Origin of the sequence: Neolewinella lacunae (genome assembly GCF_014349155.1) — a bacterium.
Taxonomy (GTDB): Bacteria; Bacteroidota; Bacteroidia; order Chitinophagales; family Saprospiraceae; genus Neolewinella; species Neolewinella lacunae.
Map to the genome: position 1 here is coordinate 64,199 of NZ_JACSIT010000091.1, position 21,637 is coordinate 85,835.

Consider the following 21,637-nt stretch of genomic DNA (forward strand, 5'->3'; position numbering starts at 1 on the left):
CCTGAAATTGGTTGACACCAAATTATGTCAACTACCCGCCGGCCGGGGATTTTTAACTGTCAACCTAATCCAGGACGAGTCACCTCCTTTTCCCCCTTCCCCCCTTTACTCCCTTCCCCCCTTATTCCCTTATTCCTTTCCCCCCTTTATTCCTTTCCCCCCTTATTCCCTTCCCCCTTTATTCCTTACGCCTTTCCCAGCTTTCGACGATCTCCTCAAACACCGTCTGGAGGGGCTTCGTGATGTTCCAGTTGGGGTAGTGGGCCCGCATTTTACTCAGGTCAGAGATGTAGCAGATGTGGTCGCCCTGGCGGTTTTCTTCGGTGTAGGTGTAGTTCATGGCTTTGCCGGTGATGCCCGCCACGCGGTCGAAGGCCTCCAGGATGGAGGTGGAGTTGGCGCGGCCGCCGCCGATATTGTAGACCTCGCCACTGCGGGGGGCGGCGAAGAATTCCTCGATGAAGCGGGCCACGTCGTAGGAGTGGATATTGTCGCGCACCTGCTTGCCCTGGTAACCGAAAACGGTGTAGGTGCCGCCGGTTACGTTGACGCGGATGAGGTAGCTCAGGAAGCCGTGCAGTTCCACCCCCGAGTGATTTGGCCCCGTCAGACAGCCGCCCCGCAGCGCGCAGGTGGGCATGCCGAAATAGCGACCGTATTCCTGGACCATAACGTCGGCCGCCACCTTTGAGGCACCAAAGAGCGAATGTTTCGACTGGTCGATGGTGAAGGTCTCGCGGATGCCCGCCTGGTACTCGGGGCTGGCGTAATCCCAGCGGGTGGGTAGTTCCACCAAGTCCAGCCGGTTGGGCGCATCGCCGTAGACTTTATTGGTGCTCAGGTGGACGAAGGGTGCTTCGGGGCAGTACTGGCGGGTGGCCTCCAGCAGGTTAAGGGTTCCGCCGGCGTTGACGTCAAAATCGTCGAATGGCCGCGAAGCCGCCAAATCGTGGGAAGGCTGCGCGGCCGTGTGCGCCACGTGGGTAGGCCGCAACTCCGCAAAAAGCGCGAGTACCCCCGCCCGGTCGCGGATGTCCAGCTCGATGTGGGAGAAATTGGGGCATTCCGCCAGCAGTTGCCCCTGGTTCCAGCGGGTATCGCCCCGGGGACCAAAAAAATCGGCCCGCATGTTGTTGTCCACCCCGTACACGCGCCAGCCCAAGGCGTGAAAATGACGAACGACTTCGGAACCGATGAGGCCGGAGGAACCGGTGACTAGTAATTTTTGCATGGGAACGGGAGGTAAAAAATTTAGGTCGTGGGGTGAATGTTGAGGGTCAGGCTACCCGTAAAATCGATTTCCAGGCACTGGGCGGCTTGCCAACGGTTCCAGCTCAGCGCTTGTTGGTAATCCGTCAGCCGGGCCGGGTTAGCGGGCCAGTGGAGACTAAGTCCGCCCACCAGGGCATTCCCCGGCCGGAGTTCCACCGCCAGCCCCGCCTGAAAGTGCAGGTAGGCCGTGGCAGAGGTACGGGGGCGGAGCTCGTCGTGGATTTGCAGCCCGCCCTCCACGAGTTGAAAGGTGCGACGGTGGTGGCCCGGGTAGCCACCGTGGCGGGCGCTGAGGGTGTCCATAGACTCAGCCACGAGCGTGGTGCGGGCCCGCCGCCCAACGCGGAAGCCCCCCCAGACGTCGGAGGAGTTCTTACCATCCACCACCACCGTATTGTGGGCGGCGGTGGAGCGCTCCCAGGCGCGGCGGGCGTCTTTTTCGTAGGTCCCGCTGCCGGCGTCGACGATGACGGGCTGGCCATCGAGGTGCACCACAAAAGTCAGGTTATCGGCGTGGGCGTGGCCCGGTTGGTGATCGGGACCGATGGCGGCAGCGTCAATCCAGACGTCGAGGCGGTCCGTGCGCCAGCGGCGGTAGCCACTGTCTTTGAGGATGCCCGCCGCCGGGGAAAAGCCGAGTTGGCGGGCGTAGGCCAGCACTTGTTGGGGCGGCGGGGCCACACCCGGGCTGCTGTCGTTAAAGTGGGGGTAGTGAGCACTGGGGCTGAGCATGGCCAGCAGCCACGCCAGTTGCTTCTCCAAGGTAGTGTGCAGGGTGACCCGCAGTTGATCGCCGGGGGGAAGGAAGGCGTAGACGTCCAGCTGCCGCCAGAGCAAAATCAGGTGGTACATCACGCTCAGTTCGTAGTGGCCGCCATCGGGGTAGTACTGTTCGCGCAGTTCGGCCCGCAGCAGGTTATCGGCCCGCTGGCGGCCGGGACCGTCGTTGAGGTAGCGGGAAGTAAGGCTGAGGGCCAGGGCATTCTCCAGCAAATGATTACCGCCCAGGTGGTACTCCACCTTACGCAGCAGGGTGAAGTACTGCCGGGCGACCGAGGTGTGTACCGAAGGAGGCAAACACCGGTGGCCCTGCCGGCCGTAAAAGTGGAGCCAATTGACCAGGCGGAGGCTGATGGGATAAGGCTCCCAGCCATCGCGGTGGGTCGCCTCCGCCGCCATCCAGGCTTCCACCAGTGCGTAGCCCAGGGCGGGGTCCAGGCCGGGCTGCCGCAGGTACTCGAAGTAGTTGAGGTGGTAGGTCCAGAGTTTGCCGAAAGCGGGGTAGTTCCAGTCAATGGCATCCGGCTGGCCAAAGTCTTTGGCCTGGTGCAGGAAGCGGAAGTGGGCAGCCCCTTCGAGCGTGGGGGGCAGGGTGGCTTCGGATGCTGCGGAGAGACTGGGCAGCGTCCCCTGCTCCTGGGTCTTTACTCCCCCCTTCGGGGGGGCGGGGGGGAGCACCTGCGTCCGCGCCCCATTTTCCAGCAATCGGCCAGAAAGGCGGTACCAGGCCTGGAAGACGAGTTGCCGGGCGCGGAGGTGACGCAGCGTGTGCCAGTAGCGGAGGAGGGAGTGGATGGCGGAAAAATTTGCGGATGGGTCGGGCCAGAAAATACTGTCGCCCCAATCCCGCGAGGGGAGGGGGGCGACAAATATCGAATTTATTCGGGCTTCTAACGTGGTTTAGCGCACGATAAGCAGGCGGTGGGTGCTGGAAGTTTCGCCGCTGATGACCTGAACGGAGTAGGTGCCGTTGGGGAGGTCTTCGAGGGGAAGTTGGAATACGCTGCCCGCCTGGGTACGGCGCTCACCGCGTACCCGTCCGTTGGCGTCGAAGACGCGCAGGACGACCTCACCTTCGAGTTCGGCGGGGATGCTGATGTTGACCATGGCCAGTGCCGTGGGGTTGGGAAAAAGCTGTACGCTGGCGTGCAGGTTGTTGGCCAGGGCCAGGCCTTCGGGTTGCTCCAGGCCGTCGGTGAAGTTGCTGCAGCCGCCGATGAGCTCGATCGCCCCGATGTCGCGCGTGCCGTCGGGAGACTGGCCAGCTTGGTCGGGCGATGCGTCGGCGGGGTTGCCATTGCCTACGGCGTCGCTGGGGCAGGTAGGCGCGTGGGTCAGGGTCGTGCCGCCGTTGTTGGCCAGGGGCCCGAGGTTGGCGTTGCCGCCCTCGATGTCGGTTCCAACGGCGGGGAATTCGTTGGCGATGTCATCACCAATCAGGTTGTAGCCGCCGGAGTTTACCGCTGCTGCGGCCGTGACAAAATCGGGGGCGATGCCCGCGAAGTTATCGGCCACGATCGTTCCGGTGATGTCCAGGCTGGCGTCTTCAAAGGCTTGGGCAATACCGCCGCCGGCCGCTGCCGTGTTCTGCGTGATGGTGCTGTTGACGATGCTCATCGTACCGTCGTTGGTAATACCTCCACCGGCACCGCCCGTCATGTTGGAAGACACCGTGGAAGCCGTCAGGGTAAAGACACCGCCGGAACGGTTAAAGATACCGGCACCCGCCGTTGCCTCAGCGGCCACCGTATTGAAGGCGATGGTAGAGCCCGTGACGTTGACGATACCGCCGTTGTTAAAGATTCCACCACCAGCGTCGCCAGGAGCCGTGCCATTGACGGTGTTGTTGAAGATGGAGACGTTTTCTACCGTCATCGTGGCCATTCCACTCTGGTTCCAGAGGCCAGCGCCTTCGTTGCCAGCAAAGTTGTCCATAACCATGCCACCGGTGAAGCTGGAGGTGCTGCTGGTACCCGTTACGTGGAAGGCTCCACCGTTGCCGGGCGCGCGTCCAGTAACATTGCTGCGGTAGGTGACGTCGATGGAGGTGTAGCTGCCGTCAACTTGCTCGACCGCACCACCGGCGCGGTTGGAAGAGTTGCCGAAGAAGTTGCCACCAGTGACGGTCACTGCTCCGGCCGTACTGAAGAGGCCACCACCGCTGCCCGCCGTGCCGGTTGCTGCGTTGTTGGTGACTTCAACGTCTTCCAAAATCATGGTGCCGCCGTTGTTGAACAGTCCGCCTCCACCGTCGTCGGCCTTAACGCCGAGGGCGATGTTGCCGTCCACTTCTACGCCGATGACGCGCATGGTACCGACGTTGTTCCAGAGGCCGCCGCCTTCCTGTCCGGCGCGGTTTTCGTTTACCTGTCCACCGCGGATCGTAACACTGCCGTTGCCGCCCACGTGAAGGCCACCGCCGTTACCGGGTGCGTTGAAAACTTCGTTATTGGAGAGAATGGCGTTGATGATCATCACCTCGGAACTGTCGCCGGAGATGTCCTCAATACCACCGCCAGCGCGGTTGGCCGTGTTGCCCATGATGATGGCGCTATCGATTTGCAGGGTAGCACCGCCGTGGTTGAGGATGCCACCACCGCTGCCGGAAGTACCGGTGGCCGAATTGTTGGTGATCGTTACCCCGGGGGTAAGTACCATGGTGCCGCCGCCATTGCTGTAGAGGCCGCCGCCGCCTTGGTCGGCGTCATTGCCTTCGGCGGTGTTGCCGTCGATGACGACGGAGCCGCCCAGGGTCAGGGTTCCGGTGGCGATCCAGATGCCGCCGCCTTCGGAGCCTGCGATGTTGCCATTGACGGTGCCACTGACGAAGTTGACACTACCGTTGCCCCCTACGTGGATGCCGCCGCCGTTGCCGGGGGAGTTGAACACTTCGTTGGAGTCTACGCGGGTGCTGGTGAGGACGGTGACGAGGGAGTCGCCAGAGACGTCTTCAATGCCGCCGCCGGCCCGGTTGGCCGTGTTGCGCATGATGCTGGCTCCGGTGATGGTCAGGCCGCTGTCTTCGTCGACCAAAATACCGCCGCCGCTGCCGAGCGTACCCGTGGCGTGGTTGTCGGTAATGACCGTTCCGGCGCGGATGACGATGCGACCGCCGCCTTCGTTGTTGTAGAGGCCACCGCCGCCCTGGTTAGCGGCGTTACCGGAAGCTTCGTTACCACTGATGGTAACGCCTTCAATTTCCAGGAGGCCCCGGTCGACCCAGATGCCGCCGCCTTCCGCGCCCGCTTTGTTACCGTTGACCGTTCCGCCGGTGATGCTCAGATTGCCGCTGCCGCCGATGTGGATGCCGCCGCCGTTGCCGGGGGAGGTGAATACTTCGTTGGAGTCGATGGCCGAGTTGGTAACGACGAAAAGGCCGTTGGCACCGCCAATGTCTTCGATGCCACCGCCAGCACGGTTGGCCGAGTTGTTCTTGATCGTAGCGTCAATGACTTGCATGCGACCGCCCGGGGCATTGAATACGCCGCCACCGGAGCCCGCCGTGCCGAGGGCGCGGTTGTTGGATACTACGGTACCGGGACGGATGTTGAGGGTACCTCCGTTGTTGAAGATGCCGCCGCCACCGTCGTCGGCAGCCGGGCCATTGGCTTCGTTGTTGTCGACAAAAGCATTGATGACGTGCATAATGCCGGAGCCGTTCCAGAGCGCGCCGCCTTCGCGGGCGGCCGTGTTGTTCGTGTAAGATCCGCCGATGACCACCAGGTTGGCTCCGCCGGTGATGTGGACCCCACCGCCGTTGCCGGGGTTAGGGCCCGTGCTGTTTTCGAGCATCGTACAGTTGACCAGGCGGGAGGTTCCGCTGCCTGAATTGTCTTCAATCGCACCGCCCGCACGAGAGGCCGTATTGCCGGAGAAACGACCGCCAGTAATGTTGAATGTGCCGCCTGGGGAGTTCAAAATCGCCCCTCCGTTGCCCGCAGCACCGGTGGCACTGTTGTCAATGAAGCGCACGAGGTTGCCTTGCAGGTTGCCCATGTTGTGGACCGCCCCACCGCCTTCCGTCGCCGCAGCTCCCGCCGCAGTGGAAGTGGTGATTTCCATTCCGTCCAGGAAAAGAATACCGTCCATGTTTTGAATGGCTCCGCCGCTTACGGCCGTAGCACAGTTGCGGATGGTCAGGATGCCGATGTAGACGTTGCCCGCGCCGGAGATACGGAAAGCCCGCGTGGTACCGCCGCCGTCGATGATCGTATTGCCCATACCGTTGCCCCGCAGGGTCAGGGGCTTATCGATCAGGATTTCACTGCTCAGCACGATTGGCTCACGCAGGGTAGCGGAGCCAAAGCGAATGACGTCGCCAGCAACGGCGCTGCCCACCGCATCACGCAGCGAGCCCGGGCCAGCGTCGGCCGTCGAGGTCACCACAATCGTGGCCGCAAAAAGTAAGGGGAGGGAAAAGATGCCGAAGACGGCGGTAAGCGTTAGCCTACGTAAGTACAGGTTTAACATGTGTTTTTGGTTTGATGATTTAGATTACACCAGCAGAATGGATTCCTGCCGCCTAATCACCTACGAAACCAAAGGGGGAATTGGATTTTAACAAAAGGAAATTTTTCCACTTTTTATTTTCCCCGCACTTTATGCTAAGTAATGCTTACATCTGAGGCCAGGGTTGCGTCCGCTTCGCCAGCCAATTGCCGGTACTCGCGGAGGTAGGCGTTGAAACTGTCTTCGGCATCGGCCAATAGGCTGTGGCGCGGGCCGGGGCCACGTTGCCAGACGTCGAGCAGGTGTTGCAGCAGGGCCGCGTCGTCGCCCTTCCGGTAGAGGAGGGCGGCGCTGCACCGCCGGCAGACGTCGGTGGCAATGGCGGGCGTCCCCACCAGTAAGCTTTCCGCCACGCAAAGGCCGTAGCTATCGAGCAGGGAGGGCCGGATGAAAACATCCTGCGCGGCCAGCACCTCCAACACATCGGTGCGGTCTTCCAAAACCAGCACTTCGATGTGCTCCCGCGCTGCGGAAATCTCGGCCAACACCCGCCGTTGGTAATCCGGTTCGCAGCGGATGGTGGATTGGAGGATGGTCAAAGTGGTGGCCACGCCGGTGGCGGCGTGGAAGTTGAGGGCGGCGCGCACGGCCTCCTCCACATTATAACGTTGTTCCCAGACGCCAATGGTGGCCACACGCATCCGGCTGCGGTCGGCAGCGGAAGGCGGCAGCGGGGGCAGCCGCTTCGCCGGCGGGGCGAGGTAGGGGTTTACCGTCACCACCCGCGCGCCCAGCCACGGATAGCGCCGCCGGATGCGCGCACACTCCTCGGGGTTCATAAACACCAGGCGGTCCAGCCAGCGGAAAAACAGCGTATTGAGGCGGTCGTAGCTGGGGTGCTCCTCCAGCCAGCGGTCGTAGCCGTAGCCGGAATGCAACGAAAGCAGCACCTTGCCACCCAGCAGTTTCAGCAGCGGGGCAAACAGGTAAAACACCAGCGCCCGATTGCTGGCGTGAAAGTGAAACACCCGGGCCCCCGCCAGCCGCAAACGTAGCAGCCGGAAGCCGATCTTGAACATGATCCAGGCACGGGAAAGCACCGTCGGGCGCTGGAAAATGAAGGCAAAATCAATGCGCTCCACCGGCAGCCCCGCCTCCCGCAGGCGCTCGTAGAGGTTGCTGCTGTGCACCGCCACGCCGCCGATGAGGCTCTCGCGAAAAATCGAAATCAGGACTATGCTGTGCTTCATTGGTTCATCTTTTTTGCTTCGCAGTATCTCATGCTGGGCGCGGCCGCAGGTGCTCCCCCCCGACCCCCCGAAGGGGGGAGAAAGTTGAAGGAGCAGGGGAAGTCCACGCCAAGCGCCGTAATTTAATGCGAGGTCGGGGGGTATGAAACGTGGATATTCGCTGACTTTCAGATGGTGGGATCGCAATGGTTTTTAGTTCGGTAGTTTTGTAGTTCGGTAGTAGACGATGCCCCACTACCGTGCTACCGAACTACAAAACTACTATACTACCGAACTGCCTTCTAGCGGCCGTTGAAGACCAATCAGTAGTGATTATTGCAAAGGGTGAACCGTCAGCGTACTTCCTTTGGCCTTCCCTACCATACGCAGTTTTTGCCCCACCGAGTTTTCGTTGAGGAACATGGGAATGATCAACATCCCCGAAATCAGGCTGATGGTGAAGGGAGTCGAGGATTCAAAAAAGCCCCGTATCAGTAAGGCAAAAAGAAAGGCACTGGCCAAGGGAGAGCTGCTGGTCCAGAAAAAACCCAGCATCAGCACCAAAAAACCCGCCAGGGCCACCCAGCCGCCTTCGACCAAGACTTTCAGGTAGGTGTTGTGCGGACTGATTTCCTCTCCGTAATAATCCTCCAGGGCCTCGGTAGACATGCCCAGGCCCACCCCCTGGGGCTGCTCGTCAATCAACTCCAGCGAGTAAAAAAACAGCTCATCCCGGTGGGCCAGGCCCCGCTCCCGCTTGGAAGTGTAGGTCGTTTGCTGAATGGTTTCCAGCAGCTTAAACTGGTCGTTGGTAATCAGGGTGTAGTACGCTAAGCAGGCCACCCCGAAGCCCAGTACGAGAAGGCTGCGCAGGGTAGTTCTGAAGACGAAGCGCTGCCCAAAATAGAGCAGCACAAAAATGATCAGCGCGCCGAAGATGGAGCGGCTTTCCCCCCAGAACAGAAACAAGCCCAGCACCAACAGCACCAGCACCTGTAGGCGCCAACGGTCGCGAAAAAGCAGCATCCCGAAGTACAGGGTGGAAAAGACCACCGCACTGTAGTTGTTGGGGTTCCCGTAGATGGAGTCAATCCGGTTGCTGAAGCCGAAGGGGATGATGCTCACGCACAAGCCCCCGAAAATGATGGCCAGGTGGGCCTCAGTCAGTTCAATCTTTTCGTAGAGGGGGTAGAGGAAAAAGTTGAGCACGGCAAAAACGACGTACAGCAGCGACTGCCCGTTGCCGTACAGGACGCTCGGGATGGCCGAGCCCACAATGACCATCATCCCACCCACCCAGTACCAGCTGCGTTTGACCGTAAAAATGCGGCGTCCGGCGGCCACAATCAGCAAGATCAGGCCGAGGATGGGCAGGTAACGGTAAATGTTTAAATCCACCAGGTGCGTGAGGGCCATGGCAAAGAAGGTGGCCGCAAGAAGTGCTTTCATGGCAAACGGTCTTTGGGCACCAGCCCCAGGACGTAATCAACGCACCAGGCTTTGCCCACCGTATCCAGGCGGAGGGCGGCGCGGCCAATCCAGGCTGCGGAAGCCAGCGCTTGCCCAGGCCCCAGGCGGTAGTGCATCATCAGGATCCGGACGAGGTTGGCCAGGTGAAAGGCAAAACCACAGGCGGCAGTCAGGCCACCCCGGGCCGTCTTGAGGTTGACCAGCCGGCGAAGGGTGAACACTTCGCTCTTGCGCGCATTGGTGGCCAGGCTCTGCCCGACTTTGTGGTACACCACCGCGCGGAGGCAACAGACGGCCACCATCCCGTTTGTGCGGAGCCGCCAGCTGAATTCCACGTCTTCCTCCCCAAAAAAGAAACGCTCCGTCAGCAGGCCCGTCCGCTGGGGGCGGAAGAGCAGGGCACAGCCCGTGACGAAGCTAACGGGCAGGTAATCCGCCGCCGGCAGGCGGTCCACCGGCGCATTGGCGAAGTGGTATTTTTTGCGGCCCGGCCAGCGCAAAGCACCGCCGCAGTTCCACACCCGCCCGGGTTCAGCGTAAAGCCGGATCTGGGGGATGAGTACCGCCGTGGGGTGGACCTCCCGGGCGGCCCGGAGCCAGCGCAGAAAATCCGGTGCCACCGTCGTATCGTTGTTCAACAGCAGCACTTCTTCGTAGCCTTGGTCCATGGCCAGGCGGGTCAGCAGGTTGTTGCCCGCGGCGAAGCCGAGGTTGACGGGACTGAACAGCAGGTGGTGGCCCGTGCCGGGGGACCCTTCCGTCGGGTGGCCAGCGGCGCTGAGATGGATGGTGTGGGGGAAGAATTGCTCGCGGTCGTTCCAGCTTTGGAGGCGATTGGCGGAGTCGTCCGCGCTACCGTTGTCCAGCAGCCAGAGGTGGGCACCGTCGAGCTGGGCGGCGCGCAGGCTGGCCAGGCAGTCCAGCGTATCGTCCACCCCCCGGAAGTTGAGGATCAGGATGGCCAGGCGAAGGGTATTGCTTTCCATCACGACTTCCTTGCGTCGCCAATGACCCGCGCGGGAATGCCGCCGACGATGGCGTAGTCGGCTACGTCTTTGGTGACGACAGCGCCAGCCGCAACAATGACGTTGCGGCCCAGCGTCACCCCGGGCAGGAGGATGGCCCGCCGCCCGATCCAACAGAGCTTACCAATGCTGATGGGCCGGTGGACGAAGCCTTGGTCGAGCAGGGGCAGGTCGGGGTCCCCGAAGGCGTGGTCGCGGGTCATGATGACCACCTCGGCGGCAATTCTTACGTCGTCGCCAATGTCGATGTCGGCCCCGATGGCGCGCAGTTCGGAGCGGCTGCCGACGGCGCAGCGGGCCCCGATCCGGCAACGGGCGTTGATGGCCGAAACGAGGGCCTCGGTTTTGACGACGCTGGCGGGGCCGATGTCGATGGTGCCGGGGGCGTCCTGCGGCGTCCAGGTCTGGGCTTCGAGGCGGGCCTTTCGCTCCAGCGTACACCCTTGGAGGTGGATGAGGGAGTGCCGGTCTTTCCGCATCCGGATGGGGCCCTGGACCCGGTAGCCTTGGCCGCGTACGGGGTAAAAGAACCGTAGGACCAGGGTGTGAAACAGCGTCAGTACGCGGGCCGTCGCCAGGCGAAGCACGAAACGGAGGCCGCGCTGCCGGAGGATGTTGCGGAATTTACGCACGGGCAGACGGGGTTGGTGGGGGGACTTCCCTCGCTCCTTGTCCCGTTCCTGGCACCTGCGGCAGCGCCCGTACCAAGGCCGCGACCACGCGCTCGGTGGCCTTGCCATCCTGGTCCCCAATTTGCCGGAAAAGGGCGTGGGCGCGGGCTTCGGCACCCGTCTCGGGCGCGGCCAGCAGGGTGGTAATCTGGGCCAGCAATGCGGTGTGGCTTTCGACGACCGCGCCGCCGCCATCGCCGATGAGTTTGGCCAGGTGGGGGTAATCGCGCAGGCGACGGGCCGACTGTGCATAGGGGCGATTTTCGGGACCATCGTAGGACGTGATGACCACCGGACGGCCCAGCGCGAGGGCCTCCACGGCCACGGTAGAACCGCTGTTGAGTACGACGGCCGCGCCGCGCAGCAGGCCCACCAGCTCGTGCATATCACTGTCTTGCACGCTCCAGTTCATCCGGCTGCCGGCCACCATTTGGGGCAGGCTGACGAGGAGGCCGTGGGTGTTTTCGAGCCGCCGCAGGGCGTCCAGGGTGGCGGTATCGCGCATGACGCCCGCCAGGGCCGAGGGATGGGGGCGGGCGACGATGCGCACGCCAGCCAAGGCGCCCCCCGGCACCGTAGCCTCGCAGAGCTGGGCCAAAATGGCTGTTTCGCCCGGCGCGTAGCGGGCGGCCGACATGGCAAAGAAGAGGTAGGGACGCCCGCCAGCCAACTGCTGAAGCAACGGACTTTCCACGGGCGTGGGTGGCTGGAAGTAGAGGTCGAAATGCGGCACGCCGCAGCGCGTCATGCGGTCGGGCGCAACGCCGTAAAATTGTTGCAATTCTTCCTCCATCGTCGGCCCCCAGGTGAGGTAGTGGTCGGCCAGCGCCTGAAAATGTCCCTTGGCCGTGATGTTGTCCCAGCTCAGCAAGTGCAAGACCGTTTGCAGGCCCAGGGCGCGGGCGGCCAGCAGCAACTCCGGCTCCGGCGCCGCCACGGGGTAGGTGGCCACCAGCGTTCGCACGCCCAGCTGCCGCAGGAAAGCGACCACCTCCGAACGCAACAAAAGACGCTGCTCGGCGGCCAGGAACCAGCGGCGCAGGATGGGCAGTTGCTCCACCACGTCATTGATGAGGAGGCCCAGGGTGGCCGCCATTTTTTTGTGCGGACGGCGGGCGTTGGCGGCCAGTACTTCTTGGTGTTTATCCCAGAGGCAGGGGTTGCGGCGGATGTCTTCCACCACGTACTTGCGCAGGCTCTTGAGCCAACGGGCCGCCGGCGCGGGCGAACAGGGATAGGCGATGGGGACGACCCCGTCGCGGCGGCACAGTTCCACCAGGTTCTGGTCTTGGGCGTCGGGGACGATCACGCCCACGCGCAGGCCCCGGGCGGCGAGTTGGCCGAGCAATCCCGTTTGGAAAACCATCCGCACGGCAAATCCGTGGGTGGCGACGTAGCAGAGGTCGAGGTCGGTGGGCAATGCGTTCATCAGTAGCCCAGGCAGTAATCCAGTTGAGCGCGGTTGATGCGGCCCAGGGGCGCTTCGGTGAGTTCGAAGGCGTGGAGTTCCAGGTCGGGAAATTCCCGGTAGCTCCATTCGCGCTGGAAATTGTTTTTGAGGAAGCGGGCGTTGGCCGTCCGCCCGTCGAGGAGGATCAGTGTGCCGGGCAGGAGGAAAGGTTCGAGCATCAGCACGTCAGCGGCCATCGGCAGGCGGTCGGTGGTGGCGGTGGTGATGCCCCGCACGTCGCCCACCACCCCAAACTGGCTGGGTCCGTCGATGTAGATCAGGTCAGGACAGACGTTGGGTAGGCTGCGGTAGGCCGTGCAGATGCGGTCGTTGAAGGTGGTCATTTCGACCTCCGTGACGGTGAAGTGAACACGGCCGGCTTCCGCCGGGGGCAGCGCGGCGCGGCAGGCTTCCACCCAGTCGGGGAAGTTGTCGACCGCAAAAAGCTGGAAGGGGTGGGCCCGCCGCAGGTGTTGCTGCACGTAGGCGCCGTGTTCCCGCTCGTTATGGGCCAGGGCACGGGCGAAGACCTGGGTACTTTTGCCAACGCCGAATTCCAGCACCGTCGTTACCCGCCGGTTGAGGCACAGGAAGTGCAGGCGGATGAGGTCATCCAGTTCCGCCGGAAAGGGGACGCGGTTGGCGGGGTCTACCGCAGTAAGCAGGCCTTTACTAGCCTTTTCCGTTAGGTCAGCACCCTCCCCTACGGCAATGCCAAACCAGTCGCTGATGCCGTACTGGGCGTTCCAGGTGTGGTAATCGAGTGGGGTGCCGGTGCTGCGGGAAGTAAACAGGTCTTGCATCGTGGGGACTGGGGTAGGCCGAAGAGCTACGGATTGGGGAGGGGGAGTGGATTGGCGGGTTAGCGGTCTGCCGCTCGGCTCAGCAAAAATTCGGCCCAGGCCCAGTCGAGTGGGTCGTTGATGTCGACGGAGCGTTCGCGGGGCATGCGGTAGGCGCGGCAGTCGGGGCCGATGATGTGGCCGGCGGCGATGGTTTCCCGGCGGGCGACGTAGACGGAGCCATTGCGTACGTAGACCTTGGGCAATTCGTGGGCCGCCATGCGTCCTTTTTCCTCGGTAAGGTAATCCACCAGACGGTCTCCGTCGAGGGTTTTGAATTTGTAGGGGTGGAGGTCGTGGGGAATCTCCACGACGCTGACGGCCGAGTCGGCACCGCTGCTGCGCAAGAGGGCCACCGTAGCGTCAATGTCCTCCGCCGTCGTGAAGGGCGAGGTGGGCTGCACGATGGCCACGGCGGCAAAGTCGCCGCGCTCTGCCAGGGCGTGGCGGACGTAATCGATAGCCGGCGCGGCCGCACCACTCAGCTCCGCAGGACGGCGCAGGGCGATCAAGCCGGGGTAGGCCGCGGCGAGGGCCAGCACCTCTTCGCTGTCGGAGCTTACGACTATTTCGGCCAGGGACGTCGCCTGGGCCGCAGCGGCCAGGACGTAATCGATCAGGGGCCGGCCCGCCAGCGGCCGCCAGTTCTTGCCCGGCACGCGCTCGGAACCCGCCCGGGCGGGGATGATGCCCAGTACACGCATTAGGAATTGTTTTGGGGAAGGTCCGCCCACGCCGCCACCACCCGCTCGGCGATGAACTGCTCGGTGCGGGTGAAGGACTCGTAGGTATTGCCCCCGATGTGGGGCACGAGCAATAAGTTGGCGTTTTCGCGGGCGTAGGAGACCAGGGGATGGGAGGCCGTGACCGTACGTTCGGCATCCACCACATCCAGGGCAGCGCCGGCGAGGTGGCCGGATTGCAGGGCCGCCAGCAAGGCCGCTTCATCGATCAAACCGCCGCGGGAGGTATTGACGAGCACCGCGCCGGGTTTGCACTGCGCCAGGGCCGTAGTGCCGAGCATACCCCGGTTGCCGGGGTGGTAATTGACGTGGAGGGATATTACGTCGCTCTGCGCCAAAACGGCCGCCAGCGTGGTAAGTCGCTCCACGCCCGGGGGAATTTCCGCCAGCGGATCGGGGTCGTAGGTAAGTACCCGCATCCCCATGGCCAGCAGGTAGGTGGCGACGATGCCGCCGAGGCGACCGCAACCGACGATGCCCGCCGTTTTGCCGTACAGCTCCCGGCCGCGGAAGGCATCGCGGTCCCAGGTCCCCGCCCGCACCGACGCGCTGGCGGCGGACAGGTGGCGCAGCAGGGAAAGCAGGATGCCGATGGTGAGCTCGGCGGTAGCCCGGATGGTTTTGAGAAATTCCCGCTCGCCGCGCAGGCAGACGATCCGGATGCCGAGTTGGGCACAGCGGACTTCGTCGATGTGGTCGATGCCCGTCACCGGCGTAGCGATGATGCGGCAACGGAGGCCGGGGCGAAGGACCGTCGCATCCAGGTGGAAGGCGAGGCGGAACCAGAATACGTCGTAGCTCCGCAGGGCTTCCGCTACCTCTTCGGGGCCGATGGCGCGCAGGTCCACCTCCGCCCGCTCGCGCAGCCAGGCGACGACGGAAGGACTGAAATCTTGGGGTTCGGCGATGAGGATTTTCATGTGAGGTCAAGACGTTTTACGTCGCAGTGTCAGGTGAGGTCAAGACGTTTTACGTCGCAGTGTCAGGTGAGGTCAAGACGTTTTACGTCGCAGTGTCAGGTGAGGTCAAGACGTTTTACGTCGCAGCAGATGGGATCCGGACCTCTGGTCCGGCTGTGTTTTTAGCCCATGGAGTTACATGGAGTAGGGCATGGAGTTACATGGAGTTTTTTGCTGGTTCCGGACGAGACGTCCGGAACCAGTCAAGACGTTTTACGTCGCAGTGTCAGGTGAGGTCAAGACGTTTTACGTCGCAGTGTCAGGTGAGGTCAAGACGTTTTACGTCGCAGCAGATGGGATCCGGACCTTTGGTCCGGCTGTGTTTTTAGCCCATGGAGTTACATGGAGTAGGGCATGGAGTTACATGGAGTTTTTTGCTGGTTCCGGACGTCTCGTCTGGAACCAGTCAAGACGTTTTACGTCGCAGTGTCAGGTGAGGTCAAGACGTTTTACGTCGCAGCGGATGTCTTTAATTCGACGTGAAACGTCTCAACCTCACCACCCTTTCTTCGACGTGAAACGTCTCAACCTCACCCACAAAACTCAGTGTGCTTAGTGTGCTTAGTGCCCTTAGTGGTTCAAAAAACGCCCGAGCCGCAAAGCGGCGAGGGGGGGGACCTCAGTAAGTAATTCGTTTACTGAAACTCAGCCCCATCCTTGCCAGCTCGGCAGCGATCATTGCACCTGCGGCCCCGCCCCCGTACACGTTGGAAGGGGGAAAGAGGCCGTGGGCGACTTGTTGTTGGATGGCGGCGACGATGGCCTCGGTGTCGTAGGGCACGTCGCGCACGTTGGGCCCGCGCTGGCGGCCGTCCTGGCGGGTGCCGATGTTGACGACGGGTACGCCGAGGTAGGCGCATTCGCGGATGCCGACGCTGGAGTTGCCCACCAGGCAGCGGGCGTTGGCCAGGACGCGCAGAAAATCGCTGCCTTCCATGTTTTTGAAAAAGTGGAAGTGGGGCAGGCGGTAGCGTTCGCGGTACACCCGGATGCCCTTGCTGGTGCCGTCGCTGCCGGCGTCGACGTTGGGCCAAAACCAGAGGGTGGGCAGGTTGAGGCTGGCCACCGCCGCCAGCGTCAGCTCAATGTGGCGGCGCGCGTCGGCGTATTCCGTAGTGACGGGGTGTTGCATCACCACCAGGTAGCCGCCGGATAGGTCGAGCCGCTCCCCCACCCCGCCGTAGCGGGCGAAGAGGTCAAAATCGAGGGCCGGACTAGCCCGCACCGCAGCGGCCAAATCAATGGACGGGCAGCCGGTGTTGACCACCGTTTCGGGTACTTCGCCCAGGCGGATGACCCGCTGCCGGGCGTCTTCGCTGGCCACCAGGTGGCGGTCCGCCAGCTTGGTGATGGCGTGGCGGACTTTCTCGTCGATGTTGCCCGTCACCTCGCCACCCTGGATGTGGACGAGGGGGATGTTCATGTAGCTGGCCGCAATGGCCGTGGCCATGGTCTCGAAGCGGTCGGCCACCGTCACCACCACGTCGGGTTGCAGGTTGGCAAAAACGCTGGAGAGTTCCATGATACCGAGTCCCGTGGTTTTGGCCTGGGCCGTGAGGTTTTCGCCTTCCAGGACGTTGAAGACGCGGGCGGCAATCGAGAAACCATCGGCTTCGATGTAGTGGACGGCCGTGCCGTAACGCTCCAGGAGGGCGGAGCCGGCCACGACGAGTTGGAGCGTCAGCTCCGGGTGGGCATCGATGGCGTGCAGGGCCGTTTTGATGCGGCTGTAGCTGGGGCGGGCCGTAACGACGACGCATACTTTGCGGGGGGCGGTAGTCGTCATGGCTCCAGGTCGGCGGCGGTGAGGAAGGCGTAGCGGGAGAGGGGATGCCGGAGTTTCCGGCCGAGGACGGCGCGGAAGTCGGCCGCCGCCAGGCCGTAGCCCGCGGGTTTTTTCGCCTCCAGGTCGTCGAAGGTCAGGACGTGGCCGGCCGGTAAATCGCGGCCGACGGCGAGGGACTTTTCGAAGATGCCTTTGAGTTCGCCGTAGGCACTGTTGTCGGACTTATCCACGGGGTTGGCCAGCATGGTTTCTACCTGCCGGACGCCCGCGACCAGGCGGCTGATCTCATCGATGGTCAGTGAGCTTGGGGCGTCGGGACCAAACATCCGCCGGTCAAAAACGGCGTGGAATTCCAGGACTTCCGCGCCCAGGGCCACGGCGGCGATGCCCGTGGCCACCAGGGCGGTGTGTTCACTGAGGCCTACGCGCACGCCGGGGTAGCGCGCCCGCAACTCGGCCAGAACGTTGAGGCCCACGCGCTCGGGCGGCGTTGGGTAGGCGGTGGTACACTGTAAAATGCTCAGGTCATTGCCGAAGGGGCGCAGGAAGTCTACGGCCGCGTCCAGCTCCGCGTAGTTGCTCAGGCCGGAGCTGAGGAGGATGGGTTTGCCGGTGCGGGCGATCTTTTCCAGCAGCAGGAAGTTGGTCACCTCCCCACTGCCCACCTTGTAGCGGGCCATGCCGATGGCTTCCATCATGTCCACGGCCGCCTGGCTGAAGCAGCTCGAAAGGAACTCTACGCCCGCCTCCGTGCAGTGGTCTTTGATGCCTTGCCACTGCGGCAGGGTGAAGCCCATCCGTTCCCAGTAGTCGTAGCGCGTGGCGTCGGCGTAGCTGAAACGGACGCGGAAGGGTTCGTGCGCACTCGATTCGGCGGCGGCGACGTGGGTTTGGAACTTGACGGCGTCGACGCCCGTTGCGGCCAGGGCATCGATGTAGGAGTGCAGGATGCCGAGGCTGCCATCGTGGGCCTGGGCCACTTCGGCGATGAGGTAGACGGGGCGCTGCTTAGTCATCGCTGTGCATGATGTTGCGGTAAAGGAAAACGGCGCAAAGGCCCAGGAAGGCCAGTAGCGCACCGATGATGCCCCAGCGGATGCCCGCCTTGAGGGGCTGCGGGTAGGCCGGGCGGAGGGGGGAGAAGGGCGCATCCACCAGCTGGAAGAAGGGCGTGAAGCCATCCATGGCAAACTTGGCGGTTTCGAGGTTGCGCACTACCTCGCCGTAGGCCAGGGTGGCGATGTTGACCTGGCGCTGGAGTTGGAGGCGCCGCACCTGGTCGCGCTGCCGCGTGAGGCTCAGCTGGGTATCGGCCAGGTTGGCCAGTTGGTACTCCGCGCGGTTGATTTCCGTGAGCAGGGAGTCGGCGCGGGCCTTCAGGCGCTCCACGGAGGCGAGCGACTGCCCGGTGCTTTCCTCGGTGTAGAAATCACTGAGGTAGTGGTAGAGGGCGGTAGAAAGGTAGATGCTCAGGGCCTCGTTGCGGGTGCGGGCGGTGATGGTGAGCATGCCCGTTTCGTCGGAGATGTCTTTTTGGATGGGCTTTTCGGGGTCGAGGGTGAGGTAGGCGTAGACCATCTTGAGCAGCGAGCGTTCCTGGCGGGAGAGGGAATCGAGCTGGTTGGTGGAGAGGCGGTCGAGGCCGTAAAGTTCCTGCAGTTTCCACTCCTCGGCGAAGCCCGATTGCTCGATCAGGTGGTTGATGAAGAGGTCGTGGCGGCCGCCCAGCTCGGCGGTATCCAGCAGCAGGCGGTGCAGCAGTTGCCGCGAGGTGGCAAAGGCCATCACCCGCTTGGGACTGTGCCCCGTATCGCCAGCGCCGCCGCCCAGGCCGAAGCGCCCCAGCACGGAGCCCAGGGCGTTGCCCCCGCTCTGTTGTTTGTTGACCACAAAAACGGTGGCGGCCTCGTAGAACACGGCTTCCTGGTTCACGCGCCAGGCCTGCAGGCCGCCCAGCAACAGGGCACCCAGCAGCAGCCAGGGCCAGCCGCGCAGGCCCGCCCGGCCGTAGGTTTGCAGCGTCAGGATGACGTCGCGCAGGGGGATTTCTTTAACGGGAACTTGCTCCACGGATTAGGTTTGTGAGGTCGAGACGTTTTACGTCGAGGTGAGGTCAAGACATTTTACGTGAGGTCGAGACGTTTTACGTCGAGGTGAGGTCAAGACATTTTACGTCGAGGTGAGGTCAAGACATTTTACGTGAGGTCGAGACGTTTTACGTCGAGGGGGGGCTTGAGCGTCATTTGCTGCGACGTGGAACGTCTTGACCTCACGTCTTGACCTCACAAACTCCAATTTAACTATCTTAGTTCCATGAAAGAAGGAACGCCCAGAATCCTACACCACAATCTTGACTACCAACCCGTGCACCTTTCCTACCGTTTGGCGGGCAGCCTCCCAGTAGCCGTATTGGACAAGATAAAATCGGACTACGAGCAAAGAAAAGCACAGTTGACAATACGATCAAATGAGCATCGTGCCCAGCCGCCGTCGAAGGACTATGCGAGGGAGATATTTGCCCTCCATGCCCGGTTCGAACTAGAAATTGACGAGGCCCTGCACTCCATCAAAAGTGGCCCTTTTCACTTGGCCGATCCCTCCCTGGCTAAAGAGATAATTGATTCTTGAAGTTTCTGCACGATCGTCAAGAGATTTACCTGTACGTCGTTTGCGTGATGGGAAACCACGTACACGCCATCGTCCGCGCGCCCGAAGGAGTTGAGAAAGTAAACATCGGCAAATTAATGAATCGCCACAAGACACACACCGCCCAAGTGTGTAATAAGCTTTTGGGAAAAACGGGTGCCCCCTTCTGGGATCATTTCTACTTTGACCGGACCATCCGCAAAAACAAATTTGAAAGGGCTATGTGGTACGTTCTGAACAACCCGGTGGAAGCTGGCTTGGTGCGGGATTGGCGGGATTGGGGAGGGACTTACCTTAATCCAGATTTTGATTCGCTGTTTCGTGGTTGAGGGGAGGTCGAGACGTTTTACGTGAGGTCGAGACGTTTTACGTCGAGGGGGGCTTGAGCGTCATTTGCTGCGACGTAGAACGTCTTGACCTCACGTCGAGGGGGGCATTAGCGTCTTTGCTGCGACGTAGAACGTCTTGACCCCACCTGAGGTCGAGACGTTTTACGTCGAGGGGGGGCATTAGCGTCTTTGCTGCGACGTAGAACGTCTTGACCTCACCTGAGGTCGAGACGTTTCACGTCGAGGGGGGCTTGAGCGTCTTTGCTGCGACGTAGAACGTCTTGACCTCACCTGAGGTCGAGACGTTTCACGTCGAGGGGGGCTTGAGCGTCTTTGCTGCGACGTAAAACGTCTTGACCTCACGTCTTGACCTCACCTGAGGTCGAGACGTTTCACGTCGAGGGGGGCATTAGCGTCTTTGCTGCGACGTAAAACGTCTTGACCTCACGTCTTGACCTCACCTGAGGTCGAGACGTTTCACGTCGAGGGGGGCTTGAGCGTCTTTGCTGCGACGTAGAACGTCTTGACCTCACGTCTTGACCTCACCTGACACTGCGACGTAGAACGTCTTGACCTCACGTCTTGACCCTCACCTGAGGTCGAGACGTTTCACGTCGAGGGGGGGCATTAGCGTCTTTGCTGCGACGTGGAACGTCTTGACCTCACGTCTTGACCTCACCTGACACTGCGACGTAGAACGTCTTGACCTCACGTCTTGACCTCACGTCTTGACCTCACGTCACCACCTCCCGCAACGCGCCGAGCATCTCCAGCGCCAGGGTTTTGCGGTCGTAGGCGGCGGCGAGGGCGGCGCAGTTGGCCTGGCAACGGGCGTAGAGGACGGGGTCTTCGCTTAGCTTGCGGAGCTGGCGCAGGAAGTCGACCTCATCTTCCGGGCGGAAGCAGCGGCCAGCTCCGTAGCGTTCGATGATGGCCTGGCTCTCGCCCTGCACGCCGAGCAGGATGGGTTTGCCCATGGCGGCGTTCTCGAAAATCTTGGAGGGGATGACGGTGCGGAAGGTCCGTGATTTGCGGAGGTTGACCAGTGCGACGTCAATTACCGACAAGTAGCGGGCCACTTCGGCTTTCGGGACGACCGGCAGGATGGTGACGTTCGTCAGCTGGTGTTTCGCCACCAGGCCTTCGAGCTGTTGCCGCTTGGCACCGTCGCCCACGAGCAGGAAGTGGACGTTGGCCGCCACCTTCGGCGCACAGCGGAGGATGAAGACGAGCTTGTGCGCCAGCCCGAAAGTCCCCAGGTAACCGACTACGAATTTGCCCGACAATCCCAGCTTCTCAACCAACGCTGCATCCTGCGGCCGCGCCCTGAACTGCTCGAGGTGAACGCCATTGGTGACGACCGTGATTTTCTCCGGCGGGATGCCCCTTTCGGCGATGTTTTTTTTGAAACTGTGGGTTACCACAATGACCTTGCGGGCGGAGCGGTAAAGGAACAATTCGAGGTGCTCCAGGCGGGAGAGGACCCGCGCTTTGCCAGAAACGGCGCCAACGGCCTTAATGCTGATGGGCCACAGATCGCGCACCTCCATCACCCAGGGTTTGCGCTTGCAGACGCTGGCCAGGTAGCCCGCAACGGCGGTAAAAAACTGCGGCGAAGTGGCCACAATCAAGTCCGTGCGCACGAACAAGGAAGCCACAAAAGCGCAGCCGCAAAAACTGACAAAATCGATCACCCGCCGGTAAAAACCCGCGTTGGGCGCGATGTAGGACCAGACGCGGATGACGCGGATGCCCTCCATCTCTTCCTCCTGCCAGAGCCGGTTGCGGTAGCCGGGGTAGACCTTCCCCTGCGGGAAATTCGGCGCGCAAGTGATGACCGTGACGGACACCCCCTGCCGCACCCACTCCAGGCAGTGCTCGAACGTGCGGGTCGCCGGAGCATTGACCTCGGGCGGAAAATTATCGGTGAGAAACAAAAGGCGCATACGGGCTACCAGGAAGTGTGGAAGGTAGGTACGCTAAACG

At 62.3% G+C, this 21,637-nt stretch carries 17 protein-coding genes; 2 read left to right on the forward strand and 15 right to left on the reverse strand.

The window, feature by feature from the left end:
* Window positions 1-178: 178 nt before the first annotated feature.
* The 14 genes from H9S92_RS08200 to H9S92_RS08265 form a co-directional block, all read right to left on the reverse strand.
* Window positions 179-1,231: an NAD-dependent epimerase/dehydratase family protein gene (locus H9S92_RS08200; RefSeq protein ID WP_187466226.1), complete on the reverse strand. Its 1,053-nt coding sequence runs from the start codon at window positions 1,229-1,231 to the stop codon at window positions 179-181.
* A gap of 20 nt (window positions 1,232-1,251) precedes the next feature.
* A complete protein-coding gene (locus H9S92_RS08205; protein WP_187466227.1) occupies window positions 1,252-2,730 on the reverse strand; it encodes a heparinase II/III family protein in 1,479 nt (492 codons plus the stop codon).
* Window positions 2,731-2,952: 222 nt separating this feature from the next.
* Entirely contained in the window at window positions 2,953-6,522 is a 3,570-nt protein-coding gene (locus H9S92_RS08210) for a choice-of-anchor Q domain-containing protein (RefSeq protein ID WP_187466228.1), read from the reverse strand.
* 134 nt (window positions 6,523-6,656) lie between these two features.
* On the reverse strand, window positions 6,657-7,751 hold the full coding sequence (locus H9S92_RS08215; protein WP_187466229.1) for a glycosyltransferase: 1,095 nt from the start codon (window positions 7,749-7,751) through the stop codon (window positions 6,657-6,659).
* 312 nt (window positions 7,752-8,063) lie between these two features.
* Window positions 8,064-9,179, reverse strand: a complete 1,116-nt coding sequence (locus H9S92_RS08220; RefSeq protein ID WP_187466230.1) for an O-antigen ligase family protein — start codon at window positions 9,177-9,179, stop codon at window positions 8,064-8,066.
* On the reverse strand, window positions 9,176-10,186 hold the full coding sequence (locus H9S92_RS08225; RefSeq protein ID WP_187466231.1) for a glycosyltransferase family protein: 1,011 nt from the start codon (window positions 10,184-10,186) through the stop codon (window positions 9,176-9,178). Before H9S92_RS08225 ends, H9S92_RS08220 begins: the two co-directional genes overlap by 4 nt.
* On the reverse strand, window positions 10,186-10,857 hold the full coding sequence (locus H9S92_RS08230; protein ID WP_187466232.1) for an acyltransferase: 672 nt from the start codon (window positions 10,855-10,857) through the stop codon (window positions 10,186-10,188). The genes H9S92_RS08225 and H9S92_RS08230 overlap by 1 nt, the downstream gene beginning before the upstream one ends.
* Window positions 10,850-12,325: a glycosyltransferase family protein gene (locus H9S92_RS08235; protein WP_187466233.1), complete on the reverse strand. Its 1,476-nt coding sequence runs from the start codon at window positions 12,323-12,325 to the stop codon at window positions 10,850-10,852. The genes H9S92_RS08230 and H9S92_RS08235 overlap by 8 nt, the downstream gene beginning before the upstream one ends.
* Complete coding sequence (locus H9S92_RS08240; RefSeq protein WP_187466234.1) at window positions 12,325-13,149, reverse strand: class I SAM-dependent methyltransferase; 825 nt, start codon at window positions 13,147-13,149, stop codon at window positions 12,325-12,327. Before H9S92_RS08240 ends, H9S92_RS08235 begins: the two co-directional genes overlap by 1 nt.
* Before the next feature lie 59 nt (window positions 13,150-13,208).
* Entirely contained in the window at window positions 13,209-13,892 is a 684-nt protein-coding gene (locus H9S92_RS08245; protein WP_187466235.1) for an acylneuraminate cytidylyltransferase family protein, read from the reverse strand.
* Entirely contained in the window at window positions 13,892-14,851 is a 960-nt protein-coding gene (locus H9S92_RS08250; RefSeq protein ID WP_187466236.1) for an NAD(P)-dependent oxidoreductase, read from the reverse strand. The genes H9S92_RS08245 and H9S92_RS08250 overlap by 1 nt, the downstream gene beginning before the upstream one ends.
* Window positions 14,852-15,509: 658 nt before the next feature.
* Complete coding sequence (gene neuC / locus H9S92_RS08255; RefSeq protein ID WP_187466237.1) at window positions 15,510-16,676, reverse strand: UDP-N-acetylglucosamine 2-epimerase; 1,167 nt, start codon at window positions 16,674-16,676, stop codon at window positions 15,510-15,512.
* Complete coding sequence (locus H9S92_RS08260; RefSeq protein WP_187466238.1) at window positions 16,673-17,692, reverse strand: N-acetylneuraminate synthase family protein; 1,020 nt, start codon at window positions 17,690-17,692, stop codon at window positions 16,673-16,675. Before H9S92_RS08260 ends, neuC begins: the two co-directional genes overlap by 4 nt.
* A complete protein-coding gene (locus H9S92_RS08265) occupies window positions 17,685-18,746 on the reverse strand; it encodes a hypothetical protein (RefSeq protein WP_187466239.1) in 1,062 nt (353 codons plus the stop codon). Before H9S92_RS08265 ends, H9S92_RS08260 begins: the two co-directional genes overlap by 8 nt.
* Window positions 18,747-18,989: 243 nt before the next feature.
* Between H9S92_RS08265 and H9S92_RS08270 the strand changes: the two genes are divergently transcribed.
* Together H9S92_RS08270 and H9S92_RS08275 are read left to right on the forward strand one after the other, a co-directional pair.
* On the forward strand, window positions 18,990-19,304 hold the full coding sequence (locus tag H9S92_RS08270) for a hypothetical protein (protein ID WP_187466240.1): 315 nt from the start codon (window positions 18,990-18,992) through the stop codon (window positions 19,302-19,304).
* Window positions 19,301-19,651 carry a transposase gene (locus H9S92_RS08275; RefSeq protein WP_187466241.1) on the forward strand — a complete coding sequence of 117 codons (351 nt, stop codon included), beginning with the start codon at window positions 19,301-19,303 and terminating at the stop codon, window positions 19,649-19,651. Before H9S92_RS08270 ends, H9S92_RS08275 begins: the two co-directional genes overlap by 4 nt.
* Before the next feature lie 734 nt (window positions 19,652-20,385).
* On the opposite strand, the gene H9S92_RS08280 is transcribed toward H9S92_RS08275, so the two are convergent.
* Window positions 20,386-21,597, reverse strand: coding sequence for a glycosyltransferase family 4 protein (locus H9S92_RS08280; RefSeq protein WP_187466242.1), 1,212 nt, complete (start codon window positions 21,595-21,597; stop codon window positions 20,386-20,388).
* Window positions 21,598-21,637 lie beyond the last annotated feature (40 nt).